Raw genomic sequence first — 15,489 nt, forward strand, 5'->3', positions numbered from 1 at the left:
GGTCTCTAAATACACTAAAACAAATTAGGAAGCAATGGGTTTTGGGTTTTACCAGAATGATTACTTTTGCAATCCTTAACGTAAATTTTTAACTTTAAATTAAGTGTCCTTTTTATGGCAACCACTGCAGATATCAGAACAGGATTGATTATAAAGCTGGATAACAGCCTTTATTCTGTTGTAGAGTTTGGTCAGAATAAAACAGCCCGTGCTGCTGCTAAAGTATGGGCGAAGCTGAAAGGTGTTGACAACACCCGTTCCATCGAGCATACCTGGAACTCCGGTGATAACATCTTCCCTGTGCGTGTTGAGAAGAAAACATTCCAATACTTATATCAGGACGATAGTGGTTACAACTTCATGGACAACGAGACATTCGAGCAGATCGCCCTTGGCGAAAACCTGATCGATGCACCTCAGTTCCTGAAAGAAGGCCAGGAGGTTCAAGTGAGCATTAATACGGAAACCGAGCAGCCAATGAGCGTGGAATTACCGGATAAAATCGTGGTGAAAGTAACGTATTCTGAGCCAGGTTTAAAGGGTGATACAGCTACCCGTACGCTGAAACCTGCTACTGTAGAAGGTGGCGCAACAGTGAATGTTCCTCTGTTCGTAAATGAAGGAGAACTGATCAGAGTAAACACCAAAACTGGTGAGTACATTGAGCGCGTAAAAGAATAGTTTTAGTCCATCCAATTATATATCTACTTCAAGCATTTCTAAACCAAAAACTGTCTACATGGATTTTAAACAGATTCAGGAGCTGGTCAAGATGGTCAACAAATCCAACATCAGCGAACTGAGCATTGAGCAGGACAAGTTTAAGATTACAATAAAGCAAAAGGATAACGAAACTCAGCAGGTTATTGCCGTTCCAACTATGGCAGCGCCTGTACAGGCAGTTCCTCAGGCAGTTGCTGCCGTGCAGGCACCTGTATCAGCTCCGGCTGCTGAAGCACAAAAACCAGCTGCTGATGTAAAAGCAGACAACCTGGTAACCATCAAATCTCCTATGATCGGTACATTTTACCGCAGCCCTGGTCCTGACAAACCTTCCTTTGTGAATGTAGGTGACGAGGTGTCTCCAGGCAAAGTGGTATGTATTATTGAGGCGATGAAACTTTTCAACGAGATTGAAAGTGAGGTAAGTGGTAAAATCGTAAAAATACTGGTAGATGACGCATCTCCTGTAGAATATGATCAGCCACTGTACCTGGTAGAACCATAAAATTGTTTAGTTAAAAGGTTGGAATATTATGAGCTACTGTAGGGTACCCCCTGCTTCATAATGTTCCAACCTTTTAGGCTTATTAACTTTTTTCTTTAACCTATCGAAAAAACATGTTTAAGAAAATATTGATTGCCAACCGTGGAGAGATTGCCTTACGTATCATACGTACCTGTAAAGAAATGGGCATCAAAACGGTGGCTGTTTATTCTACTGCTGACAAGGACAGCCTTCATGTGAAGTTCGCTGATGAGGCGGTATGTATAGGCAAGCCGCAGAGCAGTGAATCATATCTGAATATTCCCCACTTAATGGCGGCAGCTGAAATCACGAATGCGGATGCAATCCATCCGGGTTATGGATTCCTGGCTGAAAACGCGCGTTTTGCGGAGATCTGTGGAGAACACGGTATTAAATTTATCGGTCCCACTCCGGAGATGATCCGTAAGATGGGGGATAAGATGACAGCTAAAGAAACCATGATCGCAGCGGGTGTGCCGGTTATTCCTGGATCCGGCGGTTTATTACAAAGCCTGGAAGAAGCAAGGACCCTGGCAAAAGAAATGGGCCTGCCTATCATCCTGAAAGCAACTGCTGGTGGTGGTGGTAAAGGTATGCGTGTGGTATGGAAAGATGAGGAGCTCGAGAACGCATACAACATGGCAAAAAATGAAGCCCGCGCGGCATTCAATAACGATGGTATCTACATGGAGAAATTCGTGGAAGAGCCAAGGCATATTGAAATCCAGGTAGCTGGTGACCAGTATGGTAAAGTATGTCACCTGAGTGAGCGTGACTGTTCTATCCAGCGTCGTCACCAGAAGCTTGTTGAAGAGTCTCCTTCTCCGTTCATGACACCTGAGCTGCGTGAGAAGATGGGTGAAGCGGCTATCAAAGCTGCGGCAGCTATCAACTACGAAAGCGTAGGTACCATTGAGTTCCTCGTGGATAAGCACAGGAATTTCTACTTCATGGAGATGAACACTCGTATCCAGGTAGAACATGGTGTGACGGAAGAAGTAATCAATTTCGACCTTATCAAGGAGCAGATCAAGATTGCAGCTGGTATTCCTATTTCAGGAAAGAACTACATGCCTGAGATGCACGTAATTGAGTGTCGTATCAACGCGGAAGATCCATACAACGATTTCCGTCCTTCTCCGGGTAAGATTACAACCCTGCATATTCCGGGTGGTCATGGGGTGAGAGTGGATTCTCATATCTATGCCGGTTATGTAATTCCTCCTTATTACGATTCTATGGTGGCTAAGCTGATCACTATCGCACAGACGAGAGAAGAAGCGATCAACACTATGGAAAGAGCACTGAGCGAGTTTGTAATTGAAGGTGTGAAGACGACTATTCCTTTCCATCAGCAGCTGATGAGAAATGAAGATTTCAGAAAAGGTAATTTTACAACCAAGTTCACGGAGACGTTCAAACTGGTTTAAAATAATAATCTTAGATAGTGATCCCGGTGGTGCAAACTGCCGGGATTTTTTTATTCCCTGTAATCCAATCTGCCAGGTTTAAAAATCCCCCTAAAAACACAAAGCCCCGGGTAAATACCCGGGGCTAATCATACACCAAAACAATCTTACGGTTTTATCGCAAGAAAAGCAGCTCTCTGTACTTAGGCAGTGCCCATTGTTTGTCATCTACCAGGAACTCCAGTTTGTCGGAGTGGTATCTGATCACATCAAAGTACGGCTTAATTTTATCACAATAATCTATAGCTTTCTGGCGGCTGTCAGTAACCTTGTTAGCTACTTTGCGCGCTTCAATCATAGCCTGTACATTCTCACTGATGACGTTAACATGTTCAGCTATTTTGTTAGCAATCTGGGTTTGCGCTTTAACAGCTGCATCGCCTAAACCTATTTCTTTCAGACCACGGATGTTCGTGATCAGACTATTCATATAGGAGATTGCTGAAGGCAGGATCGTGTTGGTAGCCAGGTCGCCTATAACACGGGCTTCGATCTGTACCTTCTTCACGTAGTCTTCGAGGAGGATTTCATGACGTGCATGCAGTTCCTTCTCTGTGTAGATACCTACTTCTGTGAACAGTTTAGTAGATTTCTCAGTTACGAAAGCATCCAGTGCCTGAGGAGTTGTCTTCACGTTTGCGAGACCTCTTCTTTCAGCTTCTTTTTCCCACTCTTCGCTATAACCGTCGCCTTCGAATAAAACTTTCTCCGAATCTACAATATATTTTCTAAGAGTTTGCATAATCGCAATCTCTTTTTTCTCGCCTTTCTCGATCAGGGCATCTACTTCAACCTTGAAGTTAGCCAGTGTTTTAGCCACGATTGTGTTCAACACAGTCATTGCAGAAGCACAGTTAGCAGAAGAACCTACAGCGCGGAACTCGAACTTGTTACCAGTGAAGGCAAACGGAGAAGTACGGTTACGGTCAGTGTTGTCCAGCATCAGTTCTGGAATGTGACGGTGCAGGTCGAGTTTCAGGATAGCTTCATCCTGCTCATCGAACTTGTTGTTCACACGGGTTTTAACTTCCTGCAGTACATCGTACAGGTATTTACCTGAGAATACGGAGATAATAGCAGGAGGTGCCTCATTTGCGCCCAGACGGAAGTCATTGCTTGGAGAAGCAATGGAAGCTCTCATCAGGTCAGCATAGTCATGAACCGCTTTGATCGTGTTAACGAAGAAAGTCAGGAACATCAGGTTAGTCTTTGGAGTCTTACCAGGAGCCAGCAGGTTAACGCCGGTATCGGTAGCCATAGACCAGTTATTGTGCTTACCTGAACCGTTGATACCAGCGAATGGTTTCTCGTGCAGCAGGCATTTCAGTTTGTGACGTTTAGCAACCTTGTTCATCACGTCCATCAGCAGGGAGTTGTGGTCAACTGCGATGTTTACTTCTTCGAAGATTGGAGCACACTCAAACTGAGAAGGAGCTACCTCGTTGTGACGGGTTCTCAGCGGAATACCCAGTTTGTATGATTCCAGTTCGAAATCACGCATGAAAGCGTAAGCACGCTCAGGGATAGAACCAAAGTAATGGTCTTCCAGCTGCTGACCTTTGGAAGGTGCGTGACCAACTACGGTACGACCAGTCATAACCAGGTCAGGACGAGCGTTTGCCAGGTTTTCGTCAACCAGGAAGTATTCCTGTTCCCAACCCAGGGTAGGAGTAACTTTGGTAACGTTTTTATCGAAATAGTTACATACGTCTACGGCAGCTTTGTCGATAGCAGATAATGCTTTCAGCAAAGGAGCTTTGTAGTCCAGTGATTCACCGGTGTATGAAACGAATATAGTAGGAATGCAAAGTGTCTTACCAAATCCCTGTTCCAGGATGAATGGAGGAGAGGAAGGATCCCATGCAGTATAACCGCGAGCTTCGAAAGTAGCACGCAGACCACCATTAGGGAAAGAAGAAGCATCAGGCTCCTGTTGTACCAGGGCATCGCCGTCAAATGTTTCCAGGGGGGTACCATCACTCTTCAGGGTGAAGAAAGAGTCATGTTTTTCAGCAGTAGTACCAGTTAATGGTTGGAACCAGTGTGTGTAGTGGGTAACTCCTTTTTTCATAGCCCAGGCTTTCAGACCAGATGCGATCTGCTCAGCCATTTTACGTTCGATTTTGGTGCCAGCCTTGATAGAGTTCATCAGGCTCTTGTAAGCCTCATCACTCAGGCTTTCCCTCATTGCTTTTCCTGCGAATACATTGCTGCCGAACACTTCGGTGATCTTGTTACCGGTAAGTGCTTCGGAAGTGATTTTTAGATCAACGCCAGAAAGGTTTTCCAGCGCGGTGAAGCGTAACGATTGCATGCTGTAAATAATTTTACACAAAAGAACGCAGTTGAGCTTACATAAGCAAGAATTAAATTGATTTTAACTAAAAAATTACATTTTTAGCCCATAAAGGTTAATTATTTTGATTTTTGGTCAAAAAAAAGGGGGCGAGCTTACGTGAAACTGATATATTTAAAAAATGATAATGTTTTAAATAGGCTTTTTTACTTCAGTAGTGAGGCGAAAAAGGGATGTTTTAAACCGGTATTACTTACGTAGTATTTTTACCACGGTATGTAATTTGCAGTTAAAATTGCTAGCTGCCAACCTCGGTATTCCTTGTCAATTGATGGAAAACCTGTAGGTTTGTATCTTCTATTTTAATGTCGTACTCATACATCTTGTTACATGCAAACTTCCGTAGAAACTCCAGATAAGTTCTCCCAGACAACCGTTGAAACAGCAGAACAGCTGGGCCTTACAGCAGACGAATTTGAGCGCATAAAGAACATCCTTGGCCGTACTCCAAACTTCACTGAACTGAGTATGTATTCTGTAATGTGGAGTGAACATTGCAGCTACAAAAACTCCATCGTGTGGTTAAAAACACTGCCCCGCGAAGGTGAACGCCTGCTGGTAAAAGCAGGTGAAGAGAATGCAGGTCTTGTGGACATTGGTGATGGTTATGCCTGTGTATTCAAAATCGAATCACATAACCACCCTTCCGCCATCGAACCATTCCAGGGTGCTGCTACCGGTGTAGGTGGTATTCACCGTGATATCTTTACAATGGGAGCCCGTCCTATTGCTGCGCTGAACTCCCTGCGTTTTGGCAACCTGAATGATAAGAAGACACAACACCTCCTGAAAGGTATTGTGCACGGTATAGGCCATTATGGCAACTGTTTCGGTGTGCCTACCGTGGCTGGTGAAACCTACTTCGAAGATTGCTATAATACTAACCCTCTTGTAAACGCGATGAGCGTAGGGGTTGTAAAAGTGGGCCAGACTGTTTCCGCTACTTCATATGGTGCCGGCAATCCTGTATTCATCGTAGGTTCTGCAACAGGGAAAGATGGAATAGGTGGCGCATCTTTTGCCAGTGCGAACATCACTGAAGACAGCGTGGAAGATCTGCCTTCCGTACAGGTAGGTGATCCGTTCCAGGAAAAGAAACTGCTGGAAGCATGTCTCGAGATCATTCCAACCGGTGCGCTGGTAGGTATGCAGGACATGGGTGCTGCCGGTATCACCTGTTCTACCGCAGAAATGAGTGCGAAGGGAGAACATGGTATGATTATCCACCTGGATAAGGTACCTACCCGCCAGCAGAACATGAAAGCATGGGAAATGCTGCTGAGCGAAAGCCAGGAAAGAATGCTGATCGTATTGCACAAAGGCCAGGAGGCCAAAGTGCTGGAAATATTTGAGAAATGGGACCTGCATTGCGTGCAGATTGGTGAAGTGACTACCGACAAATCACTGAAGTTCTATATGAACGACGTGCTGGAAGCTGATGTACCTGCGGAAAGCCTGGTGCTGGGTGGTGGTGCTCCTCAATATCACCGTGCTTATACTGAGCCTGTTTACTTCGAAAAAATCAAAGCCTTCAATATCCAGAATATTCCGGATACCCTGCATGCACAATTTGCTGCAGAAAGGCTGGTAAAGCTGCCTAACATCGCTTCCAAACGCTGGATCTATACCCAGTATGACAGCATGGTAGGTGCTGCTAACGCCAGTACCAATGCGCCAAGTGATGCCGCTATCGTAACCGTAAAGGGCACGAAGAAAGTGCTGGCGCTAACTACCGACTGTAACAGCCGTTTTGTATATGCTGACCCTCATATCGGTGGTCAGATCGCTGTAGCCGAAGCTGCCCGCAACATCGTTTGTAGTGGTGGTGAGCCGGTAGCCATTACAAACTGCCTGAATTTCGGTAACCCTTACGATCCTGAAGTATACTACCAGTTCGTACACGCTATTAAAGGTATGGGTGAAGCCTGCCGTAAGTTCAACACCCCTGTTACAGGTGGAAATGTGAGCTTCTATAACCAGTCTCCGGAAGGCGCTGTATATCCTACGCCTACCATCGGTATGCTGGGCATCCTGGATAGCATCGAAGACCGTCTGACCCTCAACTTCAAAGAAGCGGGTCACCTGGTGTACCTGCTGGGCCGTAGCCGTAATGATATCAATAGCTCCGAATACCTGCATAAACTGATCGGCATCGAATTCAGTCCTGTTCCTCACTTCAACCTGGAAGAAGAAGCACAGCTGCAGACAGCTATCTCCAAACTGAATAAAGCGGGCCTGATTCAGTCCGCACACGATGTGAGCGAAGGTGGTCTGTTCATTACCCTGCTGGAAAGTGCTATGAGCAGCGGATTAGGTTTCGACGTTCACACCAATGCAAACTTCCGTAAAGATGCCTACCTGTTCGGTGAGAGCCAGAGCCGTGCCGTAGTCACAGTAAGACCTGAGGATAAAGAGAAATTCGAAGCCTTGCTCCATGGACTGGTGGATGCGACCGAATACTCTGTAAGGTACGAGAAGATCGGTACTGTGAAAGGTGAGCATGTAGTGGTAGATGGCGACGACTGGGGTAAAGTAAGCCAGTGGAAACAGCAGTATGATGCTGCTATCGAAGCTAATTTAGCATAAGTAAGCAGCTTTTAAAGCATATGAGGTGTAACATATATCCCACATGGGTGTTATGTTACACCTTTTCTCTTTTTAAGCTGTTCATCATACACTTATAAAAAGTAGTTGAATTACTAAATCCTTGCTGGTGGCCCGTTTGCCGAAAAAAGGCGTTTTATTGTACGTTGTATTTACTTTAACAACTCATTAACAAAATAGCATCTTCGTGTGAATTTATATTACCATATGTAGACTATTTTTGATTTAGAGAGATGCAAAATACAAGTCCGGTTGTCAGGGGCTTTTTAGTATAAAAATATCCAGGAGTCTTATTGATTCCCATTCTATGAAAACCAATTGTTCTACTTACCATGTCCTAATGAAAGCTAAGTGATTTACACCTAGTGAGAAAGAAAGATTTGTAGAGGAGCCCTCCGTGTTACAACGGAGGGCTCCCTTGTTTTTAAAGCATTAAAAAAGGCCGGATCACGTAGTGATCCGGCCTTTTAAATTATATGCTAATAGCTTATACCATTGGGATTTCAGCTACTTTATACACCTTCTTATCCAGCTTTTCTTTCGTTTCGCTGAATGCTTTCAGTGTCAGCTCGATATCTTCATCGTTATGAGCTGCAGTTGGAATCAGGCGGTAGATGATCTGGCCTTTAGGAATTACAGGGTACACCACGATGGAGCAGAATACATTGTAATTCTCACGCAGGTCCAGGCACATTGCAGTTGCTTCAGGAATATCACCCTGCAGGTAGATAGGCGTAACCGGAGAGTTAGTGCTACCGATGTCGAAGCCACGCTCTTTCAGGCCAGACTGTAATTTGTTTACATTAGACCAAAGCTTAGCTTTCAGTTCAGGATGCTGACGCATCAGTTCTACGCGCTTCAGGTGACCAATTACCAGTGGCAATGGAACTGATTTTGCGAAGATCTGGGAGCGCATGTTGTAACGCAGGTAGTTGATGATCTGCTTTTCGCCGCTGATGAAAGCACCGATAGAAGCACCGGATTTAGCGAAGGTATTGAACAGCAGGTCAATTTTGTCCTGAACACCCTGTTCTTCACCAGTACCGGCACCGGTTTTACCCATTGTACCAAAACCGTGAGCATCATCTACCAGGAAGCGGAACTCATACTTGTCTTTCAGGGCAGCGATTTCTTTCAGTTTACCCTGGTCACCGGCCATACCGAATACACCTTCAGTGATCACGAGGATACCACCAGAGGTACCTTTGATCAGGTCTTCAGCACGTTTCAGTTGTTTTTCCAGGTCTTCGATGTCGTTGTGCTTGAACACATAACGGTGACCCTGGTGTAAACGCAGACCGTCGATGATACTGGCGTGGCACTCAGCATCGTATACGATCACGTCACGGCGACCGCATACTGCATCGATGGCACTCATAATACCCTGGTAACCATAGTTAAGGAGCGTTGTGTCTTCCTTGCCCATGAAATCGGATAATTCTTTTTCCAGCTTCTCGTGATAGTTGGTGTTACCACTCATCATACGGGCTCCCATTGGCATGGCAAGACCGAAATCCGCTGCTGCTTTGGCATCTGTAGCACGTACCTCGGGGTGGTTAGCCAGACCGAGGTAGTTGTTCAGGCTCCAAACGATTTTTTCATTGCCCCGGAACTTCATACGGGGACCAATTTCGCCTTCCAGCTTAGGGAATGCGAAATAACCGTGGGCTCTGTCTGAGTGCTCCCCGATAGGGCCCATGTGTTTCAGCAGTTTCTCGAATATATCCATATGTTAAATAATGATTAATAGTGCTTGTTTTAAATTTGCCACAAAGGTATTAAAATATTAGTTTTTGTAAACTTGGGTTACATTTTAAAATGTTAAAAAATAATAATGTATAAAAGAATTCTCAGCCCGAAGATTTTAACGATAGCATTGGTTACGGTTAATTGTGTCTTTTTTAACCAGGTAAGCGGCCAAAAAGCCACTTCTCCCAAACCTGGCCAGACAAGTATCTGGGATAAACCGGCCACGCCGCTTTCAGGTCGTCCCAGACTCGTAGTTGGCATTGTGGTAGATCAAATGCGCTGGGATTACCTGTATCGCTTTAACAACCGTTATAGTGATGGTGGCTTTAAACGGCTGTTGCGGGAAGGATTCTCCTGCGAAAATACGTTAATTAATTATACTCCAACAGTTACGGCTGCTGGTCATACCTGTGTTTATACCGGATCCGTACCTGCCGTGCATGGTATTGTAGGCAATGAATGGTTTAGCCCGGCCCTGAACAGGGATGTTTATTGTGCGGAAGATAGCACGGTGAACACAGTAGGCAGTACTTCCAGCGCCGGAAAAATGAGTCCGGAGAATATGCAGGTGACGACCATCGGCGATGAACTGCAACTCGCTACCAATTTCAAAAGTAAAGTGGTAGGGGTGGCCATCAAAGACAGGGGCTCCATTCTGCCTGCAGGGCATAGCGCTACTGCCGCTTATTGGTATGATGGGGGTACCGGCAACTGGATCACCAGTTCTTACTACATGAACCGCCTGCCTGACTGGGTAGAAAATTATAACAGAGAAAAATGGCCGGCACAATATCTGGCGCAGCCATGGAATACCTTGTTCCCCATCGAAACTTATGCACAGAGTGCCGGGGATGATAAAGCTTATGAAGGTGCAAATCCTGTATTCCCGCATGATTTGAGCGCAAATGCCAACAAGGGAATCGCCGGTACGCCCTATGGCAATACCATGACCCTGGCTTTTGCCCAGAAAGCGGTGAATGCTTACCGTTTAGGAAATAACGGGGTCACCGATATGCTTACGGTGAGCCTTTCCTCCACTGATTATGTAGGTCACCAGTATGGCCCTAATTCTGTTGAGGCAGAAGATACCTACCTTCGACTGGATAAGGACCTCGCTGCCTTTTTCAAATTCCTGGATGCAACTGTGGGCAAAGGCCAGTACCTGGTGTTCCTGACTGCAGATCATGGTGTAGCACATGTACCAGGGTTTTCAAGAGAAAATAAATTACCTGGTGGCAGCTGGAGCTTAGGGCCAGCTATCAAACAAATCAATGCTTTGGTAAAAGAACGTTTCGGTGTGGCAAAAGCAGTGATTGGTGCCAGCAACTATCAGCTCTACCTCGATCATGAAGGCATTGAAAAAGCAGGTAAATCTGTAAAGGAAATTGCCGAAGCAGCAGCAAAGGAATTATTGAAAGATACCGCAATTGCAAATGCATTTCCATTGTCTGACCTGATGACCACTATTATTCCTGCACCATTGAGAAATATGCTCATAAACGGGTACAATGCCAAAAGAAGCGGTGATATCCAATACATTGTTCGCCCCGGTTATATAGAAGGTGGAAAAACCGGCACAACCCATGGTTTATGGTATCCTTACGATGCACATATTCCATTAGTTTGGATGGGATGGGGTATTCATCCCGGAAAAAGTAATCAACTGACTGGCATGACGGATATTGCACCTACCATTGCTGCCCTGTTGAGAATACAAATGCCGAGTGGCAATGTGGGCCTTGCCATAGATGCAATAGTGCATTAAATGTTACAACTCCATTGAAAATGTTAAAACCGTTGCTGCCGGAAAAGCAGCAGCGGTTTTTCTTTTAAATTTGAAACAGGCACATACCATTTCTACTTATGAAGACGTTAATTGTTAACCTGATTTTGTGCCTGCTAACCCACACCGTTTTTTCGCAGCTAATTTTAAAAATTGACAAGGGGGTTAATACCACTGATTATGTGCATGATTACCTCGTTCAACAGGTATATATGCGGGTGTGGGGTATAGATTGAAGTAAGTTTGCAGAAAGTAGTATATTCATTCAGCGAAACCAGCTTCGCGAATCACATCGAAATGACTTACGAACATATCCTATATGATGTATCTGGCCGGGTGGCGATACTCACACTTCACCGTCCGGAAAAGCGCAATGCGTTGAACGCCGCAATGGTAACAGAATTGCAGGCAGCATTGGATGCAGCAGCGAAAGATCCTGCTGTAAAAGTGATCGTATTAAAAGGTTCCGGAGAGGCGTTTTGCGCTGGTGCGGACCTGGAATCCCTGCAACAATTACAGAAGAATACAAGAGAAGAAAATCTGGCCGATTCCCGTGCTTTGATGGCGCTGATGAAAAAGATCTATTACCATGATAAAATCATTATAGCCCAGGTAGAAGGGCATGCGATTGCGGGTGGTTGTGGCTTAGTTACACTCTGCGACCTGAGTTATGCCGTACCTGAAGCAAAATTAGGCTATACAGAGGTTAAAATCGGCTTTATCCCTGCATTGGTATCAGTGTTCCTTGTCAGGAAGATAGGGGAGGGAAGGGCCCGGGAACTGCTTTTAACAGGCAGGTTGATCACCGCGGGCGAAGCTGCTACATATGGGTTAATTACCCAGGCGGTGCCTGCGGGGGAGATTGATGCCCATGTTGCCAGGGTAGCGGAGGATCTTTGTAACAATGCTTCGGGCAATTCGTTAAAAGTAACGAAACGCTTAATCACCCGGGTGTACGACCTGCCACTGGATGAAGCACTGGAACATGCCGCCGCAGAAAACGCTGTAACCCGCGAACATGCTGATTGTCAGAGAGGTATACAGGCTTTCCTGGACAGGCAGAAATTGACATGGTAATCCGGTATGATTTTTTCAATATTACCTATGAATCCGAGCATGGAAATGATCCCTATCCCAATAGGACAAATGCGTGCAGGCCTCCGGTATGAAACCGATAAAACTTTTTATACGAAACACTTTACTGTCATGCAAAAAGCTCTTTTCACGTTTTTGTTATTCGTGGTGGTCATCACCAGCCAGTCGTATGCTCAGCGACTGGTGTCCGATGCAAAAATCGTTTACAACATGCAGTCCGCCGGTCAAACGGGCACAGAATCCGGTATACCAGCCGGCACCCTTACCCAGTACATGAAAGGCCATCAGAGCCGTGTTGATATAGATTTCACAGAAGTACATATCAGCTACCTGATTAACAGCAAGGATGAATCGGTGGTGACGTTGATTAATAGTCACGGGGATAAGTACCTGACGCGGGCGGGTAAAGAAGAATATGAGAAGGAATTAAAATTGTACGCCACCGCCCAGTTCAAAGACGGGAATGAAACGAAGAAGATTGCAGGGTATAATTGCCGGAAGGCGACGGCTAAGTTGTCAGACGGTACTACTTTCGAGGTGTACTATACGACGGACCTGATTCCGGAGAATAAACAGTATAACAGGCGGTTTGTGAATCTGAAGGGAATTCCCTTACAGTTTGAAATTTTGAATAAGAATGGTGGAAAAATGACGATGGTGGCGGTGTCAGTGGATTTGAATGCGGTGCCCGGGTCTTATTTTGATGTACCAAAGGCGGGGTATAAGGAGATAAGCAGGGAAGAACTGGCGAAGATGGGAAGTTGATCATATCTGAAATATTTGAAAAGGCCGTGGTTCACCCGCGGCCTTTTTTAATGAACTCACAGGTGGAGAGGGGGGGAAGGGATGGCTGGCATAAAGGATGCCCTATGCCTCAATGCCGGAACTGCCCTAAAATAAAAAAGCCCCGGTTACTACCGGAGCTCTTCATGCGCTATATGCAAGTGTGATTAGTTCTTTCGGAGCGGCAGAATAATCTGCAAATGATGGAAGCCCATGTTGGAGGGTTGTTGTATCTGAGCCGCATAAGGTAATACATAAGTCACATTACCCTGCTTAATAGTCATAGTAGATTTAAAATTCCATGAACTATTATCGTCAGACAATTTAAAGCCTGCGTTGATCGCGTTGAAGCGATACCCCGCATCCAGGCTCAGGTTCGCCTTAGGCATAGCGCTAAGGGAAAGCTTTTCTTCAGCCTTCTTTCCTTTGTCTTTATTATTGTCGTTTGTAAGGTTATCACTGGCTTGTGCGCTTAGGGCTGCGAGAGCCATAACACCGGCCAACAAAAAAGACAATGAAAAGGTCTTAAATATGGTAGTAATCTGTTTCATTGTATCACAAATGTACAAACTTTTTTATATATTTTATAACACTTCCTTAACGAAGTTAGTAAAAATTTCTTAAAGTTATGTTAAACTATGTTAAATATGCTGATAATCAGGTAAGACTTACCTTTATTCCTGTAGCTTAATTCTACGGCAAGATTTTTGACCGTTTAAAGGTAGCAATAGCTGACATCGGTAGGGATAGTTTTAACATTCTTTTGACTGTACATTTTGTTAAAAGATTAATGCTGACAAAGGAAAAAATTCAGGGATAGCGAATGCTTGTCAGGCGCGAACCTGAGGAACCAAAAAATACTTATATTTACATTAATGAATCAAGACTTCCCATTTTTAAACGATGATTTTGAGGAGATAAGAGACTTGTTACAGCAGTTTGAAAACCTGAAATCCGGACAGTCTCACAGTTTCCTTGATGAGGATTCCTTCGAACTGATCATAGATTACTATGATGAGCATGATGAACTCCCCAATGCCATGCAAGCGGCCGAAATCGCTATTGAACAGTTCCCCTACTCTTCGACATTACTACTCAAAAAAGCCAACCTACTCATAGAGTCCAAGAAATACCAGGATGCCATGGACTTGCTGGAAAAAGCAGCCATCCTCGACAGTACTGATATCAATCTTTACATCCTTCAGACCGACGTTTACCTGGCCATGAACCAGCACCAAAAGGCTGCTGCCCTCCTGGAAGAACAGATCAGCGTGTTTGACGGCGATGATAAAACGGAACTTCTACTGGAACTGGCTGATGTGTATGATGACTGTGAGGAGTTTGACAAAGTGTTCGAATGCCTGAAAATGACGCTGGAGCATGCGCCAAACAACGAAGAAGCGCTTCACAAGATCTGCTTCTGGACAGAGTTCACCGGTCGCAACGAAGAAAGTATCCGGCTGCATACCGCCATTATCAATGAGCACCCCTACAATCAGCTGGCCTGGTTCAACCTGGGTACCGCTTTCCAGGGTCTCAAATTATACGAAAAGGCCATCGATGCCTATCAGTACGCCATCGTCATTGATGAGAAATTCGACTATGCTTACCGCAATATGGGCGATGCCTACATCCGCCTGCGCAAGTATGCCGATGCCATCGATGTGCTGAAAAAGCACCTGGAGATCGCCAAGCCTGAGGATGTGATCTATGAAGCCATTGGTCACTGCTACGATCGCCAGAAGAAGTATACACAGGCCAGGTATTACTACCGCAAGGCATCGCACCTGAGCCCCGGCAACGATAAGCTGTACTTTAAGATCGGGGCGGCCTACATGATGGAGAATAACTGGGAAAACGCCATTAAATCCATCCTGAGTGCTATCAAAATCAATAAGAACAATGCCGAGTACCTGATGGCGCTGGGTAACTGCTACATGGAACTGGACCGTAACAAAGAGGGCCTGATACACCTGCTGGCAGCCGTACGCCTTCGCCCATCCAGTGTCAATACCTGGCTGGAGTTCATAGCCGGTCTGTACCGTTCAGGTTTTTATGAAGAAGCCCTTTCCCAGCTCGAAGCTGCTACCCGTAAGGTAGGGCAGAAGCCGGCGTTCTTATATTGCAAGGCCGCCATCAGCATCGCTACCGGTCAGTATAAAGAGGGCCTGTTACTGCTCGAAAACGCCCTGCAGGACTCACCCAAGCACCTGAAAAAGATGCTGGAAATCGATCCGACCCTGTTGCAACACCCAGGTGTGCTCGAACTGGTGACCCGGTACAAACCCGTGCGGAAAAGAAATAAATAATCTTCTCAAATAGGACAAAAAGCGCTTATACCAGCTGGTATAAGCGCTTTTTTTATACGTAAATTGTACTCATAATTAACCACTTAGCAGAT

The 15,489-nt window shown here is 45.3% G+C and carries 11 protein-coding genes; 8 read left to right on the forward strand and 3 right to left on the reverse strand.

The features are described 5' to 3' along the window. Positions 1-114 precede the first annotated feature (114 nt). The 3 genes from efp to accC all read left to right on the forward strand — a co-directional run bounded on the left by efp (position 115) and on the right by accC (position 2,679). Positions 115-681: an elongation factor P gene (gene efp, locus DXN04_RS01080; RefSeq protein ID WP_116851468.1), complete on the forward strand. Its 567-nt coding sequence runs from the start codon at positions 115-117 to the stop codon at positions 679-681. 58 nt (positions 682-739) lie between these two features. Continuing rightward, positions 740-1,228, forward strand: a complete 489-nt coding sequence (gene accB / locus DXN04_RS01085; RefSeq protein ID WP_116851469.1) for an acetyl-CoA carboxylase biotin carboxyl carrier protein — start codon at positions 740-742, stop codon at positions 1,226-1,228. Positions 1,229-1,341: 113 nt separating this feature from the next. Further along, on the forward strand, positions 1,342-2,679 hold the full coding sequence (gene accC / locus DXN04_RS01090; RefSeq protein WP_116851470.1) for an acetyl-CoA carboxylase biotin carboxylase subunit: 1,338 nt from the start codon (positions 1,342-1,344) through the stop codon (positions 2,677-2,679). Between the two features lie 154 nt (positions 2,680-2,833). Here the strand turns inward: accC and DXN04_RS01095 are convergent, their stop codons facing one another. After that, positions 2,834-5,032 (reverse strand): glutamine synthetase III family protein, encoded by a 2,199-nt coding sequence (locus DXN04_RS01095; protein ID WP_116851471.1) that lies wholly within the window; start codon positions 5,030-5,032, stop codon positions 2,834-2,836. Between the two features lie 372 nt (positions 5,033-5,404). Between DXN04_RS01095 and purL the strand changes: the two genes are divergently transcribed. After that, the gene (gene purL / locus DXN04_RS01100; RefSeq protein ID WP_116851472.1) at positions 5,405-7,660 is read left to right on the forward strand and encodes a phosphoribosylformylglycinamidine synthase subunit PurL; all 2,256 of its coding nucleotides are present in this window, start codon (positions 5,405-5,407) and stop codon (positions 7,658-7,660) included. A 505-nt stretch (positions 7,661-8,165) separates the two neighbouring features. Here the strand turns inward: purL and DXN04_RS01105 are convergent. Next, the gene (locus DXN04_RS01105) at positions 8,166-9,407 is read right to left on the reverse strand and encodes an aminotransferase class I/II-fold pyridoxal phosphate-dependent enzyme (RefSeq protein WP_116851473.1); all 1,242 of its coding nucleotides are present in this window, start codon (positions 9,405-9,407) and stop codon (positions 8,166-8,168) included. A gap of 105 nt (positions 9,408-9,512) precedes the next feature. Between DXN04_RS01105 and pafA the strand changes: the two genes are divergently transcribed. From pafA to DXN04_RS01120, 3 genes are all read left to right on the forward strand, one after another. Beyond that, on the forward strand, positions 9,513-11,192 hold the full coding sequence (gene pafA / locus DXN04_RS01110; RefSeq protein ID WP_116851474.1) for an alkaline phosphatase PafA: 1,680 nt from the start codon (positions 9,513-9,515) through the stop codon (positions 11,190-11,192). Positions 11,193-11,453: 261 nt separating this feature from the next. After that, a complete protein-coding gene (locus tag DXN04_RS01115) occupies positions 11,454-12,287 on the forward strand; it encodes an enoyl-CoA hydratase/isomerase family protein (RefSeq protein WP_233525496.1) in 834 nt (277 codons plus the stop codon). A gap of 129 nt (positions 12,288-12,416) precedes the next feature. Beyond that, positions 12,417-13,070: a hypothetical protein gene (locus DXN04_RS01120; protein ID WP_147319808.1), complete on the forward strand. Its 654-nt coding sequence runs from the start codon at positions 12,417-12,419 to the stop codon at positions 13,068-13,070. A gap of 185 nt (positions 13,071-13,255) precedes the next feature. Here the strand turns inward: DXN04_RS01120 and DXN04_RS01125 are convergent, their stop codons facing one another. Continuing rightward, on the reverse strand, positions 13,256-13,639 hold the full coding sequence (locus DXN04_RS01125) for a hypothetical protein (protein ID WP_116851476.1): 384 nt from the start codon (positions 13,637-13,639) through the stop codon (positions 13,256-13,258). A gap of 324 nt (positions 13,640-13,963) precedes the next feature. Here DXN04_RS01125 and DXN04_RS01130 point away from each other — a divergent pair, with 324 nt between their 5' ends. Beyond that, a complete protein-coding gene (locus DXN04_RS01130) occupies positions 13,964-15,397 on the forward strand; it encodes a tetratricopeptide repeat protein (protein ID WP_116851477.1) in 1,434 nt (477 codons plus the stop codon). The last annotated feature ends 92 nt before the right edge of the window (positions 15,398-15,489 follow it).

It is taken from the genome of Chitinophaga silvisoli (assembly GCF_003412465.1).
Taxonomy (GTDB): domain Bacteria; phylum Bacteroidota; class Bacteroidia; order Chitinophagales; family Chitinophagaceae; genus Chitinophaga; species Chitinophaga silvisoli.

Bases quoted from the DNA above. Each gene is read 5' to 3' on its own strand.
- DXN04_RS01120 (WP_147319808.1), top strand. From the start codon at position 12,417: ATGCAAAAAGCTCTTTTCACGTTTTTGTTATTCGTGGTGGTCATCACC.
- accC (WP_116851470.1), top strand. From the start codon at position 1,342: ATGTTTAAGAAAATATTGATTGCCAACCGTGGAGAGATTGCCTTACGT.
- DXN04_RS01125 (WP_116851476.1), bottom strand. From the start codon at position 13,639: ATGAAACAGATTACTACCATATTTAAGACCTTTTCATTGTCTTTTTTG.
- DXN04_RS01105 (WP_116851473.1), bottom strand. From the start codon at position 9,407: ATGGATATATTCGAGAAACTGCTGAAACACATGGGCCCTATCGGGGAG.
- DXN04_RS01095 (WP_116851471.1), bottom strand. From the start codon at position 5,032: ATGCAATCGTTACGCTTCACCGCGCTGGAAAACCTTTCTGGCGTTGAT.
- DXN04_RS01130 (WP_116851477.1), top strand. From the start codon at position 13,964: ATGAATCAAGACTTCCCATTTTTAAACGATGATTTTGAGGAGATAAGA.
- purL (WP_116851472.1), top strand. From the start codon at position 5,405: ATGCAAACTTCCGTAGAAACTCCAGATAAGTTCTCCCAGACAACCGTT.
- pafA (WP_116851474.1), top strand. From the start codon at position 9,513: ATGTATAAAAGAATTCTCAGCCCGAAGATTTTAACGATAGCATTGGTT.
- efp (WP_116851468.1), top strand. From the start codon at position 115: ATGGCAACCACTGCAGATATCAGAACAGGATTGATTATAAAGCTGGAT.
- accB (WP_116851469.1), top strand. From the start codon at position 740: ATGGATTTTAAACAGATTCAGGAGCTGGTCAAGATGGTCAACAAATCC.